The sequence below is a fragment of the Micromonospora sp. NPDC050276 genome, assembly GCF_044459545.1.
Classification (GTDB): Bacteria; Actinomycetota; Actinomycetes; order Mycobacteriales; family Micromonosporaceae; genus Micromonospora.
This window is the reverse complement of record NZ_JBITJA010000003.1, coordinates 1-15751: the sequence shown is the minus strand read 5'-3', so window position 1 is coordinate 15751 and position 15751 is coordinate 1. Positions and strand designations below refer to the sequence as shown.

The window sequence follows — 15751 nt, the reverse complement described above, 5'->3', positions numbered from 1 at the left end:
GCAATACCCGCTGGCCCTACCCGCCGCTGGACCTCAGCCGCCCGACCATGACGCCCTCGACGTCCTCCAGCGGAACGAATCCCCACCGGCGCGAGTCAACGCTGCCTGGATGCTCGCCGAGCAACACGGCCATGCCAGCCGGCACGCGTCGCACCCCGTCGCCCACGGCCGGGGCGACCGCTGCCGGGACGGCGTCGCCCGGTAGCGCCACGAGGCGTTTGACGAGCCAGGCGGACGCCGCAGAGCCAGTGACGACATCCCGGGGTCCGCCCTCCTGATGGCGCGCGACGACGATGCCACCGGCCCGAAGCCGGCGCGTTCGGCGGACCAGGAGGCGGTCGCCATGAGCCAGAGTGGGGGCCATGCTGTCCCCCATCACATCGACTATCATCAGTCGCTGACGCGCCACGACAACGCCGACGACGGGTGCCACAAGCGCGGCAGACCCGCCCAGCACAGCTAGCAGGAATTGCGACTCGTCGGTCATAAAACCCCCTTGAGGGGTATTACTCTCATCTTTGCGCCGTCAAATCAACCCATTGACAACATCAATGTACGCCGATAGCCTCGAGATTCCCAGCCGGGGTTCTTGAGTCCTGCTTGACTCACGCCCCGCGGCACGTGGGCACCACGGGGAACGGGGGACGATGTGGGCGTCGTTGTTGTCGCGTCAATGTTGACGCTGGCCGGCGTTCTTGCGGTATCCGCTATCGCAAAAGTGCGCAGCCGAATGAGTTTTCGTGCGTTCGCCGAGGCCATTGCGGAACTGCGGGTCGCCCCCATGCGTTGGTCCCGCCCGGTGGCGATGGCATCGATCGCAGCCGAAATTTCCGTACTGGCGCTTCTTCTCTGGCCTGGCAGCACGATCGTCGGCCTGGCCGCAGCCGTACTGCTCTTCGGCGCGTTCACCGTCGTGCTGGCGCGGGCCGTCCGACGAGGGTCCACGGCGGGGTGTCACTGTTTCGGCCCGACGAACACGCCTGTCGCGTGGCGGCATGTCGTTCGCAGCGCTTTCCTCGCCAGCGCGGCCGCCGGGGCCCTCATTGGCACCATTACGCTGCCCGCAATATCGCCCAGAAGCCTCGAGCCGCCGCATCTCATATTGGCCCTTTCTCTAGCCGGATTCATCGTCGCGACGCTGGTCAGGCTTGACGACCTCACCTGGCTCCTCCGCGGAGCGTCACCCGCACGCTGAATCTCTCCCAATCGAATGCGCGCATCTCGTGCGCTGCGTTTTGTCGCACCGATCCAAGGAGCCCACGTGCTATTTCTGTCCACTGCTGTCGCCATACTCGCGGCGCTCGTCCTTGTCGATCTCGCGCTGAGCGCCGCAGTCATCAGGCGGCTACGTGAGACCGAGGCGAAGATCGTCGAGATGACCTCCCCGCCCGCCTCTGGGCTGTCCGTTGGCGCCCCCCTGCCAGAGTTCGTCTCGCCCGACGGCCAGGTCTCCAGCGCCGACCTCACCGGCAGCCCGGCCCTCATCGGGTTCTTCTCGGCCGGGTGCCGGCACTGTCCCGCCCAGGCGGAGAAGTTGGCCGACCGCGCCGAGGAGTTCGGAGGCGCCGGTGTACGCGTGATCAGCTTCCTCACGGTGGGTGAGGGCATGACCGACGAACTCGGCCCGACGCTGCGAAAGGCCGGCCTCCTCGTCATGGACGACAGCCCGAGCGCGGTGATGGCCGCGTTCCAGGTGCAGGGCACTCCCTCATTCGTGCTGTTCGGCGCGGACGGACGATTGGCGGCACGCGGGCATGACCTGAGCGAGGTTTTGGGCAGCCGATGAGGCGGTCGGCAGCGTTGATGCGTCGCGCCTTCGGGATCTACTTCGGCGCCGCGCCCTGGGCGGCGGCGGTGAGCATCGTGATCATGGTGGTGGGTGGCCTGACCGCGGTGGCCACCGCCTGGTTCACCCGAGCGCTCATCGATGGCCTCTCCGCCGGGGCCACGTCGACGATCTGGCTGGGTGTCGCCGGGTTCGGCGCCCTGGCCATCGTGTCGCCCCTCATCCTGCACGTCTCCCAGTACGTACAGCGGGACGCCGAACGGCGGGTGACGATACGCACGCAGCAGGAACTGTTCACCGCGGTGTCGGCGCACCCCCGGCTGACAGAGCTGGAGGACAGCAAGTTTCATGATCGGCTCCGGCTCGCCCATGAGGCGAGCCGCTTCGCGCCGACCCAGCTGAACAGCATGGTCCTGGGCATCGGGCAGGAGATGATCACCATTGTGGCCTTCGGCGTGACGCTGGTGCGCTGGTCGCCACTGGTGAGCGCGCTGGTCATGCTGGCGGTGCTGCCCACGCTCGTGGCCCAGATCCGCTTGGCACGGATGCGCGGGGCGATGCTGGAGCGCACCGTGCCGATGTTTCGCAGGCAGACGTTCTACGCCGCACTCCTGCTGGACATGCGCGCCGCGAAGGAGATCCGACTGTTCGGGCTCGGCCCGTTCTTCCAGGGACGTCTGCTGCGCGAGTTGCGAGCAGCCCAGGCACAGGAGCGACACCAGGACCGCCTGGCCCTGTGGGTCGACAGTGCTCTCGCGACACTGACCGGTGTCGTGTCACTGGTCGCGCTGGCCGTCTTCGTCGCACGGGTGGCCGACGGACACGGCACCGTCGGCGACCTCGTGGTCGTGATCGCGGCACTGACCGCGTTGCAGATGTCCGCGTCAAGCCTGGTCCGGCAGATCGCGATGCTCGGCGAGACGTTGATCGTATTCGGCCACTACGTCGACATCACCGCGGTGATCCGCGAGGCCCGGCGTGCCGCTCCGCTGCCCTCCTTGCCTGCGCTGAAGCGAGGCTTGGAGTTCGACGACGTCTGGTTCCGGTACGCCCCCGAGCACGACTGGGTCCTGCGCGGCCTCACGTTGCGGATCCCCTACGGCTCGTCCCTCGCGCTGGTCGGCGACAACGGCGCCGGCAAGTCGACGGTGGTCAAACTCCTCTGCGGCTTCCACGTCCCGGACAGGGGCGTCATTAGATGGGATGGCGTCGACATCACCACCATCGACCCGGCTTCGCTCCGCGCCCGCCTCGGGGCGACATTCCAGGACTTCATGACCTACGAGTTCTCCGCCCACGACAACATCGCGGTAGGAGACGTCAGCGCGTTGGACGACCGCGCCCGAGTGCGGGCGGCAGCCGCCACGGCCGACATGGACGCCACCCTGGGCGCACTGCCGAACGGCTACGACACCATGCTGACGCGCGCCTTCAGCGACGGTGATCTGCCCGGAGTGGGGGTGGTGCTGTCCGGGGGGCAGTGGCAGCGGCTGGCGCTGGCCAGAGCCGTGCTCAGGGAGGGCGCTGACATGTTGATCCTCGACGAGCCGTCGTCAGGTCTCGACGTAGCGACCGAGCACGAGATCAACCAGCGGCTGATGTCGCTGCGCCGCACACACACCAGCCTGCTCATCTCGCACCGGCTCAACACCGTCCGGGAGGCGGACAGCATCGCTGTGCTGTCCGACGGCCGCATTCTCGAACAGGGCAGCCACGATGAGCTGATGGCATCGGGAGGGCGCTATGCCGAGCTGTTCCATCTCCAGGCATCGGGTTACGACGACGCGATCACCACTCGGACATTGATGTGAACGCTAACACGCTGCTCAGAGTGTCACTGTTGGGCCCGATCGAGGCAAGTGTCGGCGGACAGCCGATGGCCGTTGGCGGCCTGGGAAGACGAGCACTGCTGGCGGCGCTCGCCTTCAATCTGGGCACAGTGGTCGCTGTCAACCGCCTCATCGAGGTCATCTGGGACGATCACCCGCCGGCGACGGCGACGACGAAGCTACAGGGCCACGTCTACGCCCTGCGGCGAAGCCTCGTCCGGCTCGGCGGCCCGGATGCCGTGAACATCCTGCAGACCCGACCACCTGGTTACGTGTTGTGCGCCCGTCTCGCGTCGACCGACCTGGCCCGCTTCGACGATCTGACGCAACGTGGTGCCGGCGCACGACTCCCCGAAGGCGCTGAACGCCGGGTTGCCGCCCTCTCCGCGGCACTGCGGCTGTGGCGGGGGGACGCCTGCGTCGATGCCAGATCAGCCGGGGTGGCGGTCATGGCGGCGTCACTGGACGAGCGACGGTGGCGGGCGATGGAGGATCTCGCCGAGGCGCAACTCGTCCTCGGTGACCACAACTCCGTCATCGACGCGATGGAACCTCTCGTCCGCCAGTGGCCGTATCGGGAACGGGCCTGGGAACATCTCATCGAGGCACACATGAGGCGCGGTGACATCGCGTCCGCCCTGGCCGCCCACGATCAGTTGTGCGAGATCCTGGCCCGGGACCTCGGCGTCGCACCCGGTCAACGAATCGGCCGGCTGGTCGGCCTCATTCGCGAGAGCAGCCAGCGGTAGCACATTCGCCCGCCCGCCGTCGCAGCCGAACTCCCAGGGAGGCGGCGTCGCCGTCACCGCCGCCCATAACCAGCGAGAATGCCGCCGCACCGCCGGCTGCGATGGCATTAGCGCACCGTTAGCGGATCGTAAGCCGTCGATGACATCGTGACCCTGTCGACGAACCGCCGTACCGGCGGAGAAGGAGAGAGGTCATATGATTATCAACAGGCTGGCCGACAAACTACTGGCCACGCTGCTGCCGAAGGCCACGGCATCCGCGTGCAACGTCTGCTCTCTCGCCTATGTCGGGTGTGGAGGCCCGTACTGCTACTACTACTACAACAAGGTGGTCGCGGGACAGGTCCGCTGTTACGCCAACACGGCGAGGGACTGTAACGCGTCCTCGGTGAGCTACACCACGGGCTGCTGCTGATCGGCGATCCACGGCCGTCGGCCGGATGTCACCATCCGGCCGACGGCCTCCTGCCGGAGGATGCGGGGCATCGGCATCGACGGGTGACCGGCAGGCCGCAGCGAGCCGAACCGTACGCCGGTGGCCTGTTCGGACAGCTCCCACAGCCGGCGGCCGTGCTCCGGGTCGGTCGCCGCCGCGGACAGCTTCCCCGGCGCGCGGTGGCCGCGCAGCTCGGCCGGCCCGCCTGGGGCGACGAGCTGGCCCGGTCGCGCGGCGGGGTCGGTGGCGGCGAACAGCTGCGGCCAGACGCCGCGCTCGACCGGCTGGGCCAGCCGGAGCTCCAACAGAAGCCCGGTGAGGGCGAAGTGCCCGAGGTGGTTCGTGGCGAACTGCACCTCGTGCCCCTGCGGGCTGAGGGTGCGCGGCACGGCCATCACCCCAGCGTTGTTGATCAGCACGTCCACCCGGCGGTCGTCGGCGTGCATCCGGTCGGCGAACCTCCGCACCGAGTCGAGATCGGCTAGGTCGATGGGGCGTACCTCCAGGTCGGCGCCGGGCCGGGACACGATGATGTCGGCGGCCACCCGGCGGTCTCTCTCGTCGTCACGGACGGCCATGACGACGCGCGCGCCGTGGCCGGCGAGCGCCCGGGTGGTGACCAGGCCGAGGCACGACGCCGCCCTGATGTTGCTCGCCACCAAGGGCTTCGACGTGGTGACCGTCGACGACATCATGGCGGCTGACGCTGGTCCGCGGTCAGGTCGCGTCTCTGGCCCGGGTCATCGGAAAGGAGGGCTTGGGTAGGTCCGCGACGGCAAGCCGGTCGGCCCGCTCGCGCAGGTGCCGGGCGATCTGGTCGCTGGCCAAGGTGAAGCCGGCGGTGAAATCGACGTCCAGGGAGATACCGGTCGCGGCGACGTGATGGTCGGCCTGCTGGCGCAGCTCGCGGGCGAGCGCGTTGCGCCAGCGGATCACCTCCTCGGTCAGGTGCGCCCGCTGAGCCGTCACCCGACGCTGCATCGCGGCCAGTTGCTCCTCGATCCGTTCGAGACGATCCAGCGTCTCATCGAGTCGGTCGAGCTCCGGCAGGTCGGCCACGATCGCCCGCCCGAGGGCGGTCGGATCCACGCTCGGGCCGCCGAAGTGCAACGGCTCGATGGCGCTGGTCACCCGCGCCGCCCACTGCTCGTGCCGAGCGTCCCGCTGGTGCGGGAGTGCCGCCACGGCCTCGCGTAGGGCCACCAGCACCGGGGTGGGCGAATCGACCGTGTCTGCGGACGGAGCAGTCGTGGCCAGGACGCCGCGGCGGGGGTTGCGCTCCGGCATCCCCTCGAGTTCCCTCGCCCGATGCGCCATCTGCTTGACGAACCCGGCGTACGCGGCCCGGTAGCCGGCCTGGTGTTCGCCCTCGCCGGCCACCGGTGCGTGACCGATCCGCTCCGCCTCAAGCCGGAGGGCATCGGCGATGGTGGTGTCCGGATCGCCGATCTCGAAAGCCGGGTCCGGGCCGTGCAGCACCAGTTCGCGCAGCGTGCCGAGCAGGCTCTTGGCGTGCTGGCAGCGATCCCGGGCGCTCGCCATCAGGTCCAGCTCCGGCACGGCGTGCCAGACCGCCCAGGCCGCCGCGGTCGCGTCGTCGTCCGGCACTGACGTGTGCCGGCGGATCATCTCGCCGATCTCGTACACCGGCTCGGGTGTGTGCGGGTGCCTCGCCGACGCCAACCGCCGCAGCAGAGCCATCAGCTCGGCCCGATTCTCCGGCTGGGCCGACGAGAGGTCCTCGATCAGCTCCCACAGGTCGGACGACCCGGAGGCCGGTTGTACACCCAGGCCTGGCCGTCGTAGCGGGTGACGCGATCCGCGTCGAAATCGATTCCACCAACCCATCGATCCAGCCTTGCACCCGGCGTGGATCACACGCAATGTGTCCGGTGCGGCCTGGAACACGAATTCCATCCGACGGCGTGACGCAGCTGGCCAGCGGCGCCTTCGTCCAACCTGCCCGGTGACCCCCTCGGCGACTGCCTGATCACCAGCGCACGGTCCCGCCAAACTGCTGAGGCAGCCGTACGGGGTCTGGTTCGTGGATGTCCAGCAGTGCGGTCAGGGCTTCTGCGGCCTCGGCTGCCACCCCGGCTTCCTGCGCAGGCGGCGCGGCGGCCGACAGCTTCACCTGCCAGTCCGGATCAGCCAGGTCCACCGGACGGTCAGCGATGTCCCGGAGAAGGGCGTCGATGACCGCCACATCTTCTCGAGTCGCGGCGAGGGTCGTACCCAGGGAATGTATTCGCCCCCTCTCGTGGGATGGCTGCGCCCGCCGCTCGGTCCACGGCATGCCGCTGATCTTCACCGCGAGCATCGGTGCGATAGCGTGTCGCGCCATGGGCTCCGTGGACCTGGTCCTGGCCGTCATCGCCGCAGCAGCCAACCTGGCTTTCGCCGCTGTCCTGATCGGCCGGAGCCGTGGCGGCAAGACGGTGCCCCGGATCTTCGGCCGTCGTCAGCCCCTCCCGCGCCTGCGGGCCACGATGCACGCCTGCATTGGGTTGGGGATGGGCGTCGGCTGGCTCGCCAAGGACGTCTTCCCGCCCCACTCCACCGGCGACACTCTGCTGTTGAACGTGGTGCGGGTCCTACTGGCGGCTGCTCTCGTCACCGCCGTGCTGAGCGCGTTCCGGCACCCGCGACCGGTCCGCGACAAGACCGCCCGATAGTGCGGGTGGTGGCGTCAGCGGCTCTGGTCGTGCGCCGTGTCGCTGCGGTCCGACGGGTGGCCCCTCGACGGGCTGGGCTGCTCTACGGAGGCGGAACGCTCGGAAGCAGATCGTCCAGGGTCTCGGCCAGGGACACATCGAGGTAGCAGAACAGGGACCGCCCTCGGTGACCGTCCCGCAGGGAGGTCAGCATGCTGCGGTAGCGGCTGCTGTGCATGATGCCTTCGAGCACCACGTGGTAGCCATGGTCGAGGGCGAACCGAACGGTCTGCCCGATCAACGCCGGTGCCGCACCGCCGGGCTTGTCGCGTTCGCGTAGCAGGATGCGGCGCAGGTAGTCCTGCTCCAGCTTACCGACCGCGGGTGGGTGTTGAACCGTTGCTGAGCTGGGCGTACACGTCCCGAACATGCGCGCAACGTTCGCCGTTTCCTGTGAGGCCACACCCCACCCGGTACCCGGATCTGCTTGGTTGAGTGGATTCGATCCTGGACGGTTACGGGCGTACGGTTGCTCACCGGTCGAAATTACCGAACTGGTGAGCAACCGTAGGGCCTTTCTGGTGCCCCCCTGCGGCGCTCGTAGGGCGATCGGTACTGCGTTACCCAGCGATCCCCGTCGCCGCTCGGGGCGGTTCTTCTCGGCAGCCCACGTCCGGTAGCGCGAGGTCCTGCCTCGGGTGCTTATCGGGCGTGCCGCAGTGCCCAGTCGAGGGCGTGGTCGGCGACCTGTTCCCAGCCGGGTTCGCCGCAGGTCCAGTGGGAACGGCCGGGGAACTCGTGGTAGTCGGTGATGGTGCCGGGGGCCTTGTAATGGTGGGCGTTGGACTTGTTCACCGACGGGGGCATGATGTGGTCGGCGCCGCCGGCGATGAACAGCAGCGGGGCGCGCTGCTCGTTGTGGAAGTTCACCCAGGTTTCCTGCCTGCCGGGCTTGAAGTTCGCGATCAGGCCGTAGGCCCAGACCCAGCTGCCGGGGGCGGGGATGGCCGTACGGGGCCGGCGGCAACACCGCCCCCGGGGCGTGGTTCGGCGCCCCGGACGAGGCGGGCTCCAGGTCGCGCAGCTCGGCGCGGGCCTTGGAGAACGCGGCGGACAGCAGGTTCCCGACCACGCCCGGCTTGGCCACATCGACCGTGCCGAGAGCCCGAAGGAAGTGCTCGACGATGGCGGCCTGCACGTCCCCGGTGAACAGCTTGGCCAGCAGGTACGCCTTGAACCGCAAGCCCGGCAGCGCAACGCCGACCGCACCGGCACGCCACGCCGGGTCACCAGGACGGGCACGCTGCACCAGCAGCCGCCACGCCGCGTCCCGGGCGGCATAGCCGCAGGACGGATGCATGAGGATCGCCGACAGCTCCGGCAGGGCGATGCGACGGCGGGGCAGGCCGTGGCCGAGGCTGCGGCCGTCCACCGACAGCGGGCTCGGCCCCTGCCCCATCAGCCGGAATCGGTACTCGATGTCGTTGAGCAGCGTCTCGCCGCGCCGGGAGACGGCTGGCTCGGTAGCGGGGGTACGACGGTCCATGGTGGTGCTCCCTCGTGATGACCGTGTGCCGTCCGGCGGGAATGCCGATCGGCGCTGTGCCACCACGCCACCAGGGCCTTTGAACAGATCATGAACACTCTTGATCTTGTTCAAGGTGTCTCGACCCGTGTTCAACCCAGCCGTTGCCAATCCCCGTCAATGCGCCTCGACGTCAGCCGGCGGACACCCCGAGTCGGGGTGTGCAACCCGTGGCCAGGCTGTTCAAGGCCCTTCACGCCGGACGCAGCCACGTCGAGACGGCACCCTTGAACATGCGCCGCCCGCGAGGCAGCCACGGGGTGAAGCGGGACGGCCACGAGCGGCGCTCGCCGGGCGCACTCACGCCCCATCGCGATCTTGTTCAAGGTCCCGAGGCGGTCGGCCGCCTCGTGTTCAAGCAGATGTCGATCTTTTCAAGCCAGCGAGGATCCTGTTCAACCGATCACCGATCGTGTCGGCAATCCGCGCGGCTCGGATGTTGTCGGCGCACGGGTCAAGGTGCACAGCCAGGTACAGCTGAACGTGCACAGCGTCCTGCAGACGGCGGAGGCACGTCCGAGCCTTCAACCGCCCGCGAGCCGGTCAGCGGATTCAGCGAGCCCCCACAGGAACAGGCGTCCGACCATCGTGACGTTCCGTTACCAGCAAGCCGGCACCGGCGGTATGGCGTATCCGCTTCTGCCGATGAGCGGACGTTGGGACGTCGGTGGTGCGGGTGTCGTTGGATGACTATGTGGTCGGGTGTCGCAGTGTCCCCGCGGATATCGCGTCGCTGCGGGCGGCTTGTCGACCGGGTGCTGAGATACGGGGTCGAGTACCTATACGGTGACGACGGTCTTTCCGGCGGCGTGGCCTTGAGCGAGGTGGCGAATCGCGTCGGCGGCGTCGGCGAGGGGGTAGGCGCGGTCGATGACGGGGGTGACGGCGCCGGAGTCGATGAGCCGTCGTAGTTCCTCGAGGTCGGCGGCGTGTTCCTTGGCCATCAGGCTGCGCAGGCGCTGACTGACGAAGATGGACATGAGCGGTGCGCGCAGCATCTGTCGGTCGAAGCCGCCGAGTAGCCGGCCGCCACCATGCTCGCCGCCGACCAAGACCAGGGTTCCGTGTGGCGTCAGGGCGCGCCGCAGCAGGGATACCGGACGGTTGCCCGCCGTGTCGATGATGACGTCGTACCGTGCCCCGTTGCCGTCGATCTGGCTGTGGGTGTAGTCGATGACGTCGGCGGCGCCGAGGGAACCGACGAGGTCGACCTTTGCGGTGCTGCACACGCCGGTGACCGTAGCGCCGAATGCCTTGGCGATCTGCACGGCAAAGCTGCCCACGCCGCCCGCCGCGCCGATGACCATGACTCGTTGCCCTGGCCGCATGCCCGCGCAGTCGCGCAGGCCCTGCAGCGCGGTCATCCCGGAGATGGGCGTGACCGCGGCCTGCTCGAAGGAGAGGTTCGCCGGCTTGATCGCCAGCCGATCCTGCCGGGCGGTCGCGTACTCGGCGAAGGAGCCGCTCTCGCAGGTCCCGTACACCTCATCCCCCGGTCGCAGCCGGGTAACCCGCGCACCGACGGCCTCCACAACCCCGGCCAGGTCCCGGCCGCGTACCGGCACCTTGGGCCTGCGCAGTCCGAACCCGAAGGCTCGCACCAGGTACGGCCGGCCGGTCATGAGGTGCCAGACGCCCGGGTCCACGCCTGCGGCACGCACCCGTACGAGCACCTCGTCGTCACCGACCGAGGGCCGGTCGATGTCACGCAGTGCCAGCACGTCCGCCGGGCCGTACACGTCCTGAACGATCGCCTTCATGATGTCTCCTCGCCAGAGTTGGGGTACTGGAATACCTCGTCGAGCCGTACGCCGAAGACGTTGGCGATGAGGAAGGCCACTTCGAGGGAGGGCGAGTACCGGCCCTGCTCGATGGCGATGACGGTCTGCCGGGTCACGCCGACGCGTTCGGCCAGTTCGGCCTGGGTCATCTCGCCGTGCGCGAAGCGCAGTGCGCGGATGCAGTTCGTCACGCGGGTCGGCTTCACCATTGCGGGAGCCTCCCGCGGTACATGGCAATCTTCGCGACCGAGCCCAGGACCGCCGACAGCGTGAAGCCCAGGTAGATCACGTTGGCGATCCAGAACCGGTCCCACCCAGCAATCGCCATGAGCATCGCCGTGACCGCCCCGATGACCAGGAACGACTGACCGACGTAGTCGCCGAGTTGGCCAATCTGTCGGTCACGCACGTCCGCGGCGCGCGACGCTTTGGGGCTCACGACACTGATCGCGGTCTCGGCCACGATGTTCGCAACGATCGACGCACCGACGGTCCACAGCAACGCCGCCGCGTAAGGAACCTCCGTCAACGGCCGCCCACCCGCGCGGCCCACCACAGTGACCACGTAGACGGCGTACGCCACCACGGCGACGACCAACATGATCCACGCGCGCTTCTCTCTGTGCGCCATGCCTGCTCCTCGGTGTACAACATTTTCGACACCATGAACGTAACGGATGTTTGACGTGGTGTCCAGAATTCTTTACATCGAGTTTGGGAGTGACCGTCCTGGCCGCCCGCAACGCACGGCAGTCGACCCGCTGCACCGCCCGCCACTGCTTGCGACCTCCGCACCGCAGAGCGGTGCTCCGGCGGCCCCAGCGAATGCGCCTGAAGACGCCCTCATCTAGCCGCGATCCGCGCGACTGCAGCTGAACTGTTGGGCCCCGGCTGAGCCGTTTCTGGAGCCCGCTCACGATGAGCGGGCTCCCCGGAGCCTGGCCCGGCTCGAACGGTGCTGCCATCCCTGGGTCAGTGACGTGCGGTACCGGCGCCGCACGTTGGGCAGGCCGGCCTCCGAGGTTAGTGCGTCCAAGCCCTGGTAGGGGGTTCGTATACGTCGCCGGTTGTTCCTGCTCCCCATTCCGGTGGGCCCCACAGTCAGCCATGGCCGTAGCTGCGGGAGGTGGCTGCTCCGATGGCCATACCTCAGGCCAGCGTCCGCGATCTGGCGAGAACGACCTGTGGGACTATCCACCGCCGGTCGCCCGGCTCGAAGAAGCGGCACGTCGACAAGGGAGGCGAGTACAAGACGTGTGACTACGCCTTGTACAACTGGAAGAAGTAGCGGATGCGAGCGGTAAGGGCAGATCGTGGCAGGTGAGCAGGGCAACCGGTTGATCGTCGAGCACGAGGAATTTGTTGGGGTCGACTTTTCCAGGCAGGGGTTGACCGGGCTCGTCGGCGTCGGTGCCCGTTTTGAGCGGTGCCGCTTTGACGGATTGCGGTTCCAAGACGTGGCGCTCGGCTCGGGCATGGAGTTGTCGCAGTTCGTCGAGTGCTCCTTCGACGGCGCGCTGCTGACCGGAGGGGCTGGCTACTCCCGGTTTGTTGGTTGCACCTTCCGCGACGCGGAGATCCGTGATCTGACGGCGAGCTATTTGGAGCTCATCGACTGCGTGTTCACCGGGCGGATCAGGTCAACGACGTTCTGGGGCGCTCCGCCGCCCGGCTCCGCGGAGCGGTTCGCCAGCAATTTGGCGTTTTTGGCGAGGCAGGGGCGGGCGGAACCGCCGGGGTATCGGGCGCTTGCGCTGCGGGAGTCCAATGAGTTTCACGGCAATGATTTTTCCGCTGCCGACCTGGTCGATACGGCGTTCCGCTATGGCGTGGACCTGACTCGGCAGCGCCTGCCGAGCGGCCCGGACTACCTGTACGTGCCGAACGCTGAGGCCGCCCTGCACCGTGCCCTGTCACTGTTGGCCGACCGGCCAGCGGATGACGTTAACGCCCGGGTTGAGCGGTCATTGCGGCGGATGCTCGACCGGGAGGTCGGCAACGGTCAGCGGCAACTGCTGTTCCGCGAGGCGAACTACAAGAGCCGGGGCGCGCTGAAGCCGCAGGACCGGCTCATGTTCGAACTCATGCGGCAGGCCGCCGGCACGTAGTCCCAATCGGGGTCAAGTGAGGACATGACGTCGGCCGAGGTCCGTACGGTGGCTGGGTAGCGGAGCAGGGGAGCAACGTAACGTAGTGCGCGCCCCTTCGACCCGATGCCGCTGGGGGGCGGGCCCGTAGCGCGGGACCAGTGGAGCCTCGGCTAGTCACTGCTCCCCGGCGACACTTCGTCCGGTGGGTACAGCTCGAACCGGAACCTGATCATTGAGGCAGTATCCGTGACGTCCGGCGGTCGATCGAGAGTCCGGATCTGCCGTTGAGCCCGCGGTCGGCCAACTAGCGGGCATCTTGCCAAGGAGGTGCAATCCACGGGTTGTCGTCCAGGTAGGCCGTCAGCCGGGGCCACCGGCGCCTTGTGCCAATCTCGTCGGTTAGGTCGGACGGCGTTCCGTGTGGCGTGTCCGGCACGAATGGGCCATCGACAGCAAAAGGAGCCCCAGTCGCGCCTATATGTGCGTCCATTGGGAGGCCGCAGAACCAGTCAATCCGAGCGTTGTGCCGATCGGACACCAACTCGACAAGACTGTCAGGGTCGTCCCGGACACGGTGCATGGCTTGCCGTCCGTGGGACACGATCCAGTCCTGCACCGCCAGGAAGTCTTCATCGTCGAGCGGTCCGAGCAGCAGGGTCGCGGCGTCTCTGATCGGCCACCGGTAGACCTCGCCCTGCGCTTGCTCCCAGCGTTCTTGAAACTGTTCGATCTCGTTCGGATCCAGCGTTCGGAGGCGGCGGAACAAACGCCTGGGCGACCTGCTCGCTGTCGCTGCCCATCTCGGAGCGGGCGTCTTCGACGATGCGCCAGAAGAATGGCGACTCCATGGTCTGATCTTACAAGCGCCTGTAAGGACCTCTTCAGCGGATCCGAAGTCGTCAGCGTTGGCGCTCCCGCGGAGGCGGTAGAGCGGCGTCCGCACATGCCGATGTCAGTGCACGCCGGCATCCCGTTTGCAGCCTGATACCTCCTGGCCTGACTTTAGCGACGCTCTTATTCGCCCCAGTCGAGTTGATGGCCGGGTACGCCGACGGTCCGGCCGTACTCCACGGCGGCGTCTCTTCCCGCGCGATCACCTTTGGTGTATCGGAACACCCGACCGGGAAAGACGACGACGTGATCATCGCCCACCTCGAAGTCCGCGTACCAGCCTTGGTCGCTAACCAAGGATCCCGCCAGCGCCGCTGCCACTTCGTCGGCTACATCGTCGGGTGCCTCGAAGTCCAGAAAAGTCCAGACACTCGGCTGGTCAGCCGACGTTGAACTTGATACATCGTGTCGGCCCACTCGGACGACGCGTAGCGAAGGTACGCGCACGTCGACGCCAACGCGCAGGCTCTCGGTTAGTAGTCGTCCACGTAACATCAACCGACCTTCTCATGGGGACGGCTTCACGAGAACACTCTCATGCCGCCATCAGCGACGCTGCCGAGGCGATGTGGTGGGTGGCTATCGATCCGCTGCACTGTCGAGCACGAGCTCAACCGGACGACTTGACCGAGGACCACACGCCGAACCACTGCTCGGCGCCGTACTCCTCGAACCGGTCGGCCTCGGTGAACCCCAGCTTCGCCGCGAGGCGCATCGAGCGGTCGTTGGCGGTCTGGGTGCAGAGCACTACCGGCTCGCTGGGAAGCGCGCCGGCGAACCAGTCGAGTGCCGCTGCGCACGCCTCGCCGGCGTACCCGCATCCCCATGCCTCTGGCAGGAACATGTAGCCCAGCTCAGCCTCCCCGGCATCCGGACGGAGGTGACCCGGACGCTCTGCGTCGCGCCGATCGAACGTGATCATGCCGATCAACGCTCCGTCAAGATCGACCACGAACAGGCCAGGGCGCCGCCGGGGTACCTCAGGCACCGTATGCTCGAGCTCATCACGGCGGCGAGGGCCACCGATGTAGGTGCCAACCTCTGGCGAGGCGAACAGCTCGATGACCGCCACGCGGTCCCGGGCCTCGGGCTCACGGAGCACGAGCCGCTCGGTCCTGATCGGGGCAGGTGGCCAGGCGACGGGTCCGAGCTCAGTCATGGCGGGCAACCTACCAATGGATCTGGCTCTCGCCCTACGGTGTACCGCACCACGACGACTTCGGCTAAACCAGATGTCCGCTCATGCCGCAGTTCGCGCCTTGTCCGGCTACCCGGCCATCACCGCATGTAGCCGAGTCGCGGACGTCCCGTTTCTGCCGTGCCGATGAGCAGATGACCAGCAACCTCGATCGGGGCTAGCCTGCCGATGTGCCGGTGCTGATCGAGATCGTGTCCCTGATCCATGCCGCCCCGAGCGTAGTGTTCGACTTGGAACTCGATGTCGACGTTCACGCCGCATCCCTGCCCGGCAGCCAGGAGACGGCCAACACCAGCAGCGGCCGACGCCAACTCACGCTCGGAGACGAGGTCACCTTCCGGGCCCGCCACCTGGGTGTGCGCTGGCGTATGACCAGCCGAATCACCGCCTACGAACGTCCGCACCGCTTCGTCGACGAACAGTCACGTGGGCCCTTCCGCGTCCTACGCCACGAGCACCACCTCGAGGACCTCGATGGCTTCGGAACGCAGATGACCGACCGCATGACCATCAGCGCCCCCTTGGGACCGTTGGGCGCGGTGGTAAGCCGGGCCCTGATCGCGCCGTACCTACGGCGCCTGTTGACGCGCCGGGCAGCCCACATCAAGTACCTGGCGGAAGCCCGCAGCGGGGCGTGACGATCGCGCGGGGCATCCGCATCTGGCTCCCCTCTGTGTCAAGACACCGCTGGGAGGAGAGTTCTATCCTGGGTCTCGGCGGGTCCGGGAAGTGACTTCTCCGAAGAGCCGGCT

At 67.8% G+C, this 15751-nt stretch carries 18 protein-coding genes and 1 pseudogene; 8 read left to right on the top strand and 11 right to left on the bottom strand.

Translation table 11 applies throughout. The features are described from left to right. Window positions 1–16: 16 nt before the first annotated feature. Window positions 17–487 (bottom strand): S26 family signal peptidase, encoded by a 471-nt coding sequence (locus tag ACIBF8_RS06140; RefSeq protein ID WP_396781280.1) that lies wholly within the window; start codon window positions 485–487, stop codon window positions 17–19. A gap of 186 nt (window positions 488–673) precedes the next feature. On the opposite strand from ACIBF8_RS06140, the gene ACIBF8_RS06135 reads away from it, so the two are divergent. The 5 genes from ACIBF8_RS06135 to ACIBF8_RS06115 all read left to right on the top strand — a co-directional run bounded on the left by ACIBF8_RS06135 (window position 674) and on the right by ACIBF8_RS06115 (window position 4779). Next, window positions 674–1195, top strand: coding sequence for a MauE/DoxX family redox-associated membrane protein (locus tag ACIBF8_RS06135; protein WP_396781279.1), 522 nt, complete (start codon window positions 674–676; stop codon window positions 1193–1195). 66 nt (window positions 1196–1261) lie between these two features. Then, the gene (locus tag ACIBF8_RS06130) at window positions 1262–1786 is read left to right on the top strand and encodes a TlpA family protein disulfide reductase (RefSeq protein ID WP_396781278.1); all 525 of its coding nucleotides are present in this window, start codon (window positions 1262–1264) and stop codon (window positions 1784–1786) included. Then, entirely contained in the window at window positions 1783–3597 is a 1815-nt protein-coding gene (locus ACIBF8_RS06125) for an ABC transporter ATP-binding protein (protein WP_396781277.1), read from the top strand. The genes ACIBF8_RS06130 and ACIBF8_RS06125 overlap by 4 nt, the downstream gene beginning before the upstream one ends. A gap of 20 nt (window positions 3598–3617) precedes the next feature. After that, on the top strand, window positions 3618–4364 hold the full coding sequence (locus ACIBF8_RS06120) for a BTAD domain-containing putative transcriptional regulator (protein WP_396781276.1): 747 nt from the start codon (window positions 3618–3620) through the stop codon (window positions 4362–4364). 196 nt (window positions 4365–4560) lie between these two features. Next, complete coding sequence (locus ACIBF8_RS06115) at window positions 4561–4779, top strand: hypothetical protein (protein ID WP_396781275.1); 219 nt, start codon at window positions 4561–4563, stop codon at window positions 4777–4779. Here ACIBF8_RS06115 and ACIBF8_RS06110 read toward each other — a convergent pair. From ACIBF8_RS06110 to ACIBF8_RS06100, 3 genes are all read right to left on the bottom strand, one after another. After that, window positions 4758–5495: an SDR family NAD(P)-dependent oxidoreductase gene (locus ACIBF8_RS06110; RefSeq protein WP_396781274.1), complete on the bottom strand. Its 738-nt coding sequence runs from the start codon at window positions 5493–5495 to the stop codon at window positions 4758–4760. The genes ACIBF8_RS06115 and ACIBF8_RS06110 overlap by 22 nt on opposite strands. A 22-nt stretch (window positions 5496–5517) precedes the next feature. Next, window positions 5518–6501 carry a hypothetical protein gene (locus ACIBF8_RS06105; RefSeq protein WP_396781272.1) on the bottom strand — a complete coding sequence of 328 codons (984 nt, stop codon included), beginning with the start codon at window positions 6499–6501 and terminating at the stop codon, window positions 5518–5520. Window positions 6502–6790: 289 nt separating this feature from the next. Beyond that, complete coding sequence (locus ACIBF8_RS06100) at window positions 6791–7120, bottom strand: hypothetical protein (RefSeq protein ID WP_396781271.1); 330 nt, start codon at window positions 7118–7120, stop codon at window positions 6791–6793. A gap of 22 nt (window positions 7121–7142) precedes the next feature. Between ACIBF8_RS06100 and ACIBF8_RS06095 the strand changes: the two genes are divergently transcribed. Continuing rightward, window positions 7143–7475, top strand: a complete 333-nt coding sequence (locus ACIBF8_RS06095) for a hypothetical protein (RefSeq protein WP_396781270.1) — start codon at window positions 7143–7145, stop codon at window positions 7473–7475. A gap of 115 nt (window positions 7476–7590) precedes the next feature. Here ACIBF8_RS06095 and ACIBF8_RS06090 read toward each other — a convergent pair. From ACIBF8_RS06090 to ACIBF8_RS06070, 5 genes and pseudogenes are all read right to left on the bottom strand, one after another. Next, window positions 7591–7824, bottom strand: a pseudogene (locus ACIBF8_RS06090) (kinase); the annotation flags it as partial. Window positions 7825–8156: 332 nt separating this feature from the next. After that, window positions 8157–8384 (bottom strand): hypothetical protein, encoded by a 228-nt coding sequence (locus ACIBF8_RS06085; protein WP_396781269.1) that lies wholly within the window; start codon window positions 8382–8384, stop codon window positions 8157–8159. 1434 nt (window positions 8385–9818) lie between these two features. Next, window positions 9819–10799, bottom strand: a complete 981-nt coding sequence (locus ACIBF8_RS06080; protein ID WP_396781268.1) for an NAD(P)-dependent alcohol dehydrogenase — start codon at window positions 10797–10799, stop codon at window positions 9819–9821. Beyond that, window positions 10796–11029, bottom strand: a complete 234-nt coding sequence (locus ACIBF8_RS06075) for a helix-turn-helix transcriptional regulator (RefSeq protein ID WP_204944729.1) — start codon at window positions 11027–11029, stop codon at window positions 10796–10798. The genes ACIBF8_RS06080 and ACIBF8_RS06075 overlap by 4 nt, the downstream gene beginning before the upstream one ends. Further along, window positions 11023–11451: a hypothetical protein gene (locus tag ACIBF8_RS06070; RefSeq protein ID WP_396781267.1), complete on the bottom strand. Its 429-nt coding sequence runs from the start codon at window positions 11449–11451 to the stop codon at window positions 11023–11025. Before ACIBF8_RS06070 ends, ACIBF8_RS06075 begins: the two co-directional genes overlap by 7 nt. Window positions 11452–12133: 682 nt before the next feature. Here ACIBF8_RS06070 and ACIBF8_RS06065 point away from each other — a divergent pair. Beyond that, on the top strand, window positions 12134–12928 hold the full coding sequence (locus ACIBF8_RS06065; protein ID WP_396781266.1) for a hypothetical protein: 795 nt from the start codon (window positions 12134–12136) through the stop codon (window positions 12926–12928). 286 nt (window positions 12929–13214) lie between these two features. On the opposite strand, the gene ACIBF8_RS06060 is transcribed toward ACIBF8_RS06065, so the two are convergent. Continuing rightward, entirely contained in the window at window positions 13215–13853 is a 639-nt protein-coding gene (locus ACIBF8_RS06060) for a DUF4240 domain-containing protein (protein WP_396781265.1), read from the bottom strand. Between the two features lie 558 nt (window positions 13854–14411). Then, window positions 14412–14960: a GNAT family N-acetyltransferase gene (locus ACIBF8_RS06055; protein ID WP_396781264.1), complete on the bottom strand. Its 549-nt coding sequence runs from the start codon at window positions 14958–14960 to the stop codon at window positions 14412–14414. A 209-nt stretch (window positions 14961–15169) separates the two neighbouring features. On the opposite strand from ACIBF8_RS06055, the gene ACIBF8_RS06050 reads away from it, so the two are divergent. Beyond that, window positions 15170–15637: an SRPBCC family protein gene (locus ACIBF8_RS06050; protein ID WP_396781263.1), complete on the top strand. Its 468-nt coding sequence runs from the start codon at window positions 15170–15172 to the stop codon at window positions 15635–15637. Window positions 15638–15751: the final 114 nt, after the last annotated feature.

Coding starts and splice junctions, on each gene's coding strand:
- ACIBF8_RS06140 (WP_396781280.1), bottom strand. CDS start 487: ATGACCGACGAGTCGCAATTCCTGCTAGCTGTGCTGGGCGGGTCTGCC.
- ACIBF8_RS06135 (WP_396781279.1), top strand. CDS start 674: ATGTTGACGCTGGCCGGCGTTCTTGCGGTATCCGCTATCGCAAAAGTG.
- ACIBF8_RS06125 (WP_396781277.1), top strand. CDS start 1,783: ATGAGGCGGTCGGCAGCGTTGATGCGTCGCGCCTTCGGGATCTACTTC.
- ACIBF8_RS06115 (WP_396781275.1), top strand. CDS start 4,561: ATGATTATCAACAGGCTGGCCGACAAACTACTGGCCACGCTGCTGCCG.
- ACIBF8_RS06110 (WP_396781274.1), bottom strand. CDS start 5,495: ATGATGTCGTCGACGGTCACCACGTCGAAGCCCTTGGTGGCGAGCAAC.
- ACIBF8_RS06105 (WP_396781272.1), bottom strand. CDS start 6,501: ATGGCTCTGCTGCGGCGGTTGGCGTCGGCGAGGCACCCGCACACACCC.
- ACIBF8_RS06100 (WP_396781271.1), bottom strand. CDS start 7,120: ATGCTCGCGGTGAAGATCAGCGGCATGCCGTGGACCGAGCGGCGGGCG.
- ACIBF8_RS06095 (WP_396781270.1), top strand. CDS start 7,143: ATGGGCTCCGTGGACCTGGTCCTGGCCGTCATCGCCGCAGCAGCCAAC.
- ACIBF8_RS06080 (WP_396781268.1), bottom strand. CDS start 10,799: ATGAAGGCGATCGTTCAGGACGTGTACGGCCCGGCGGACGTGCTGGCA.
- ACIBF8_RS06075 (WP_204944729.1), bottom strand. CDS start 11,029: ATGGTGAAGCCGACCCGCGTGACGAACTGCATCCGCGCACTGCGCTTC.
- ACIBF8_RS06070 (WP_396781267.1), bottom strand. CDS start 11,451: ATGGCGCACAGAGAGAAGCGCGCGTGGATCATGTTGGTCGTCGCCGTG.
- ACIBF8_RS06055 (WP_396781264.1), bottom strand. CDS start 14,960: ATGACTGAGCTCGGACCCGTCGCCTGGCCACCTGCCCCGATCAGGACC.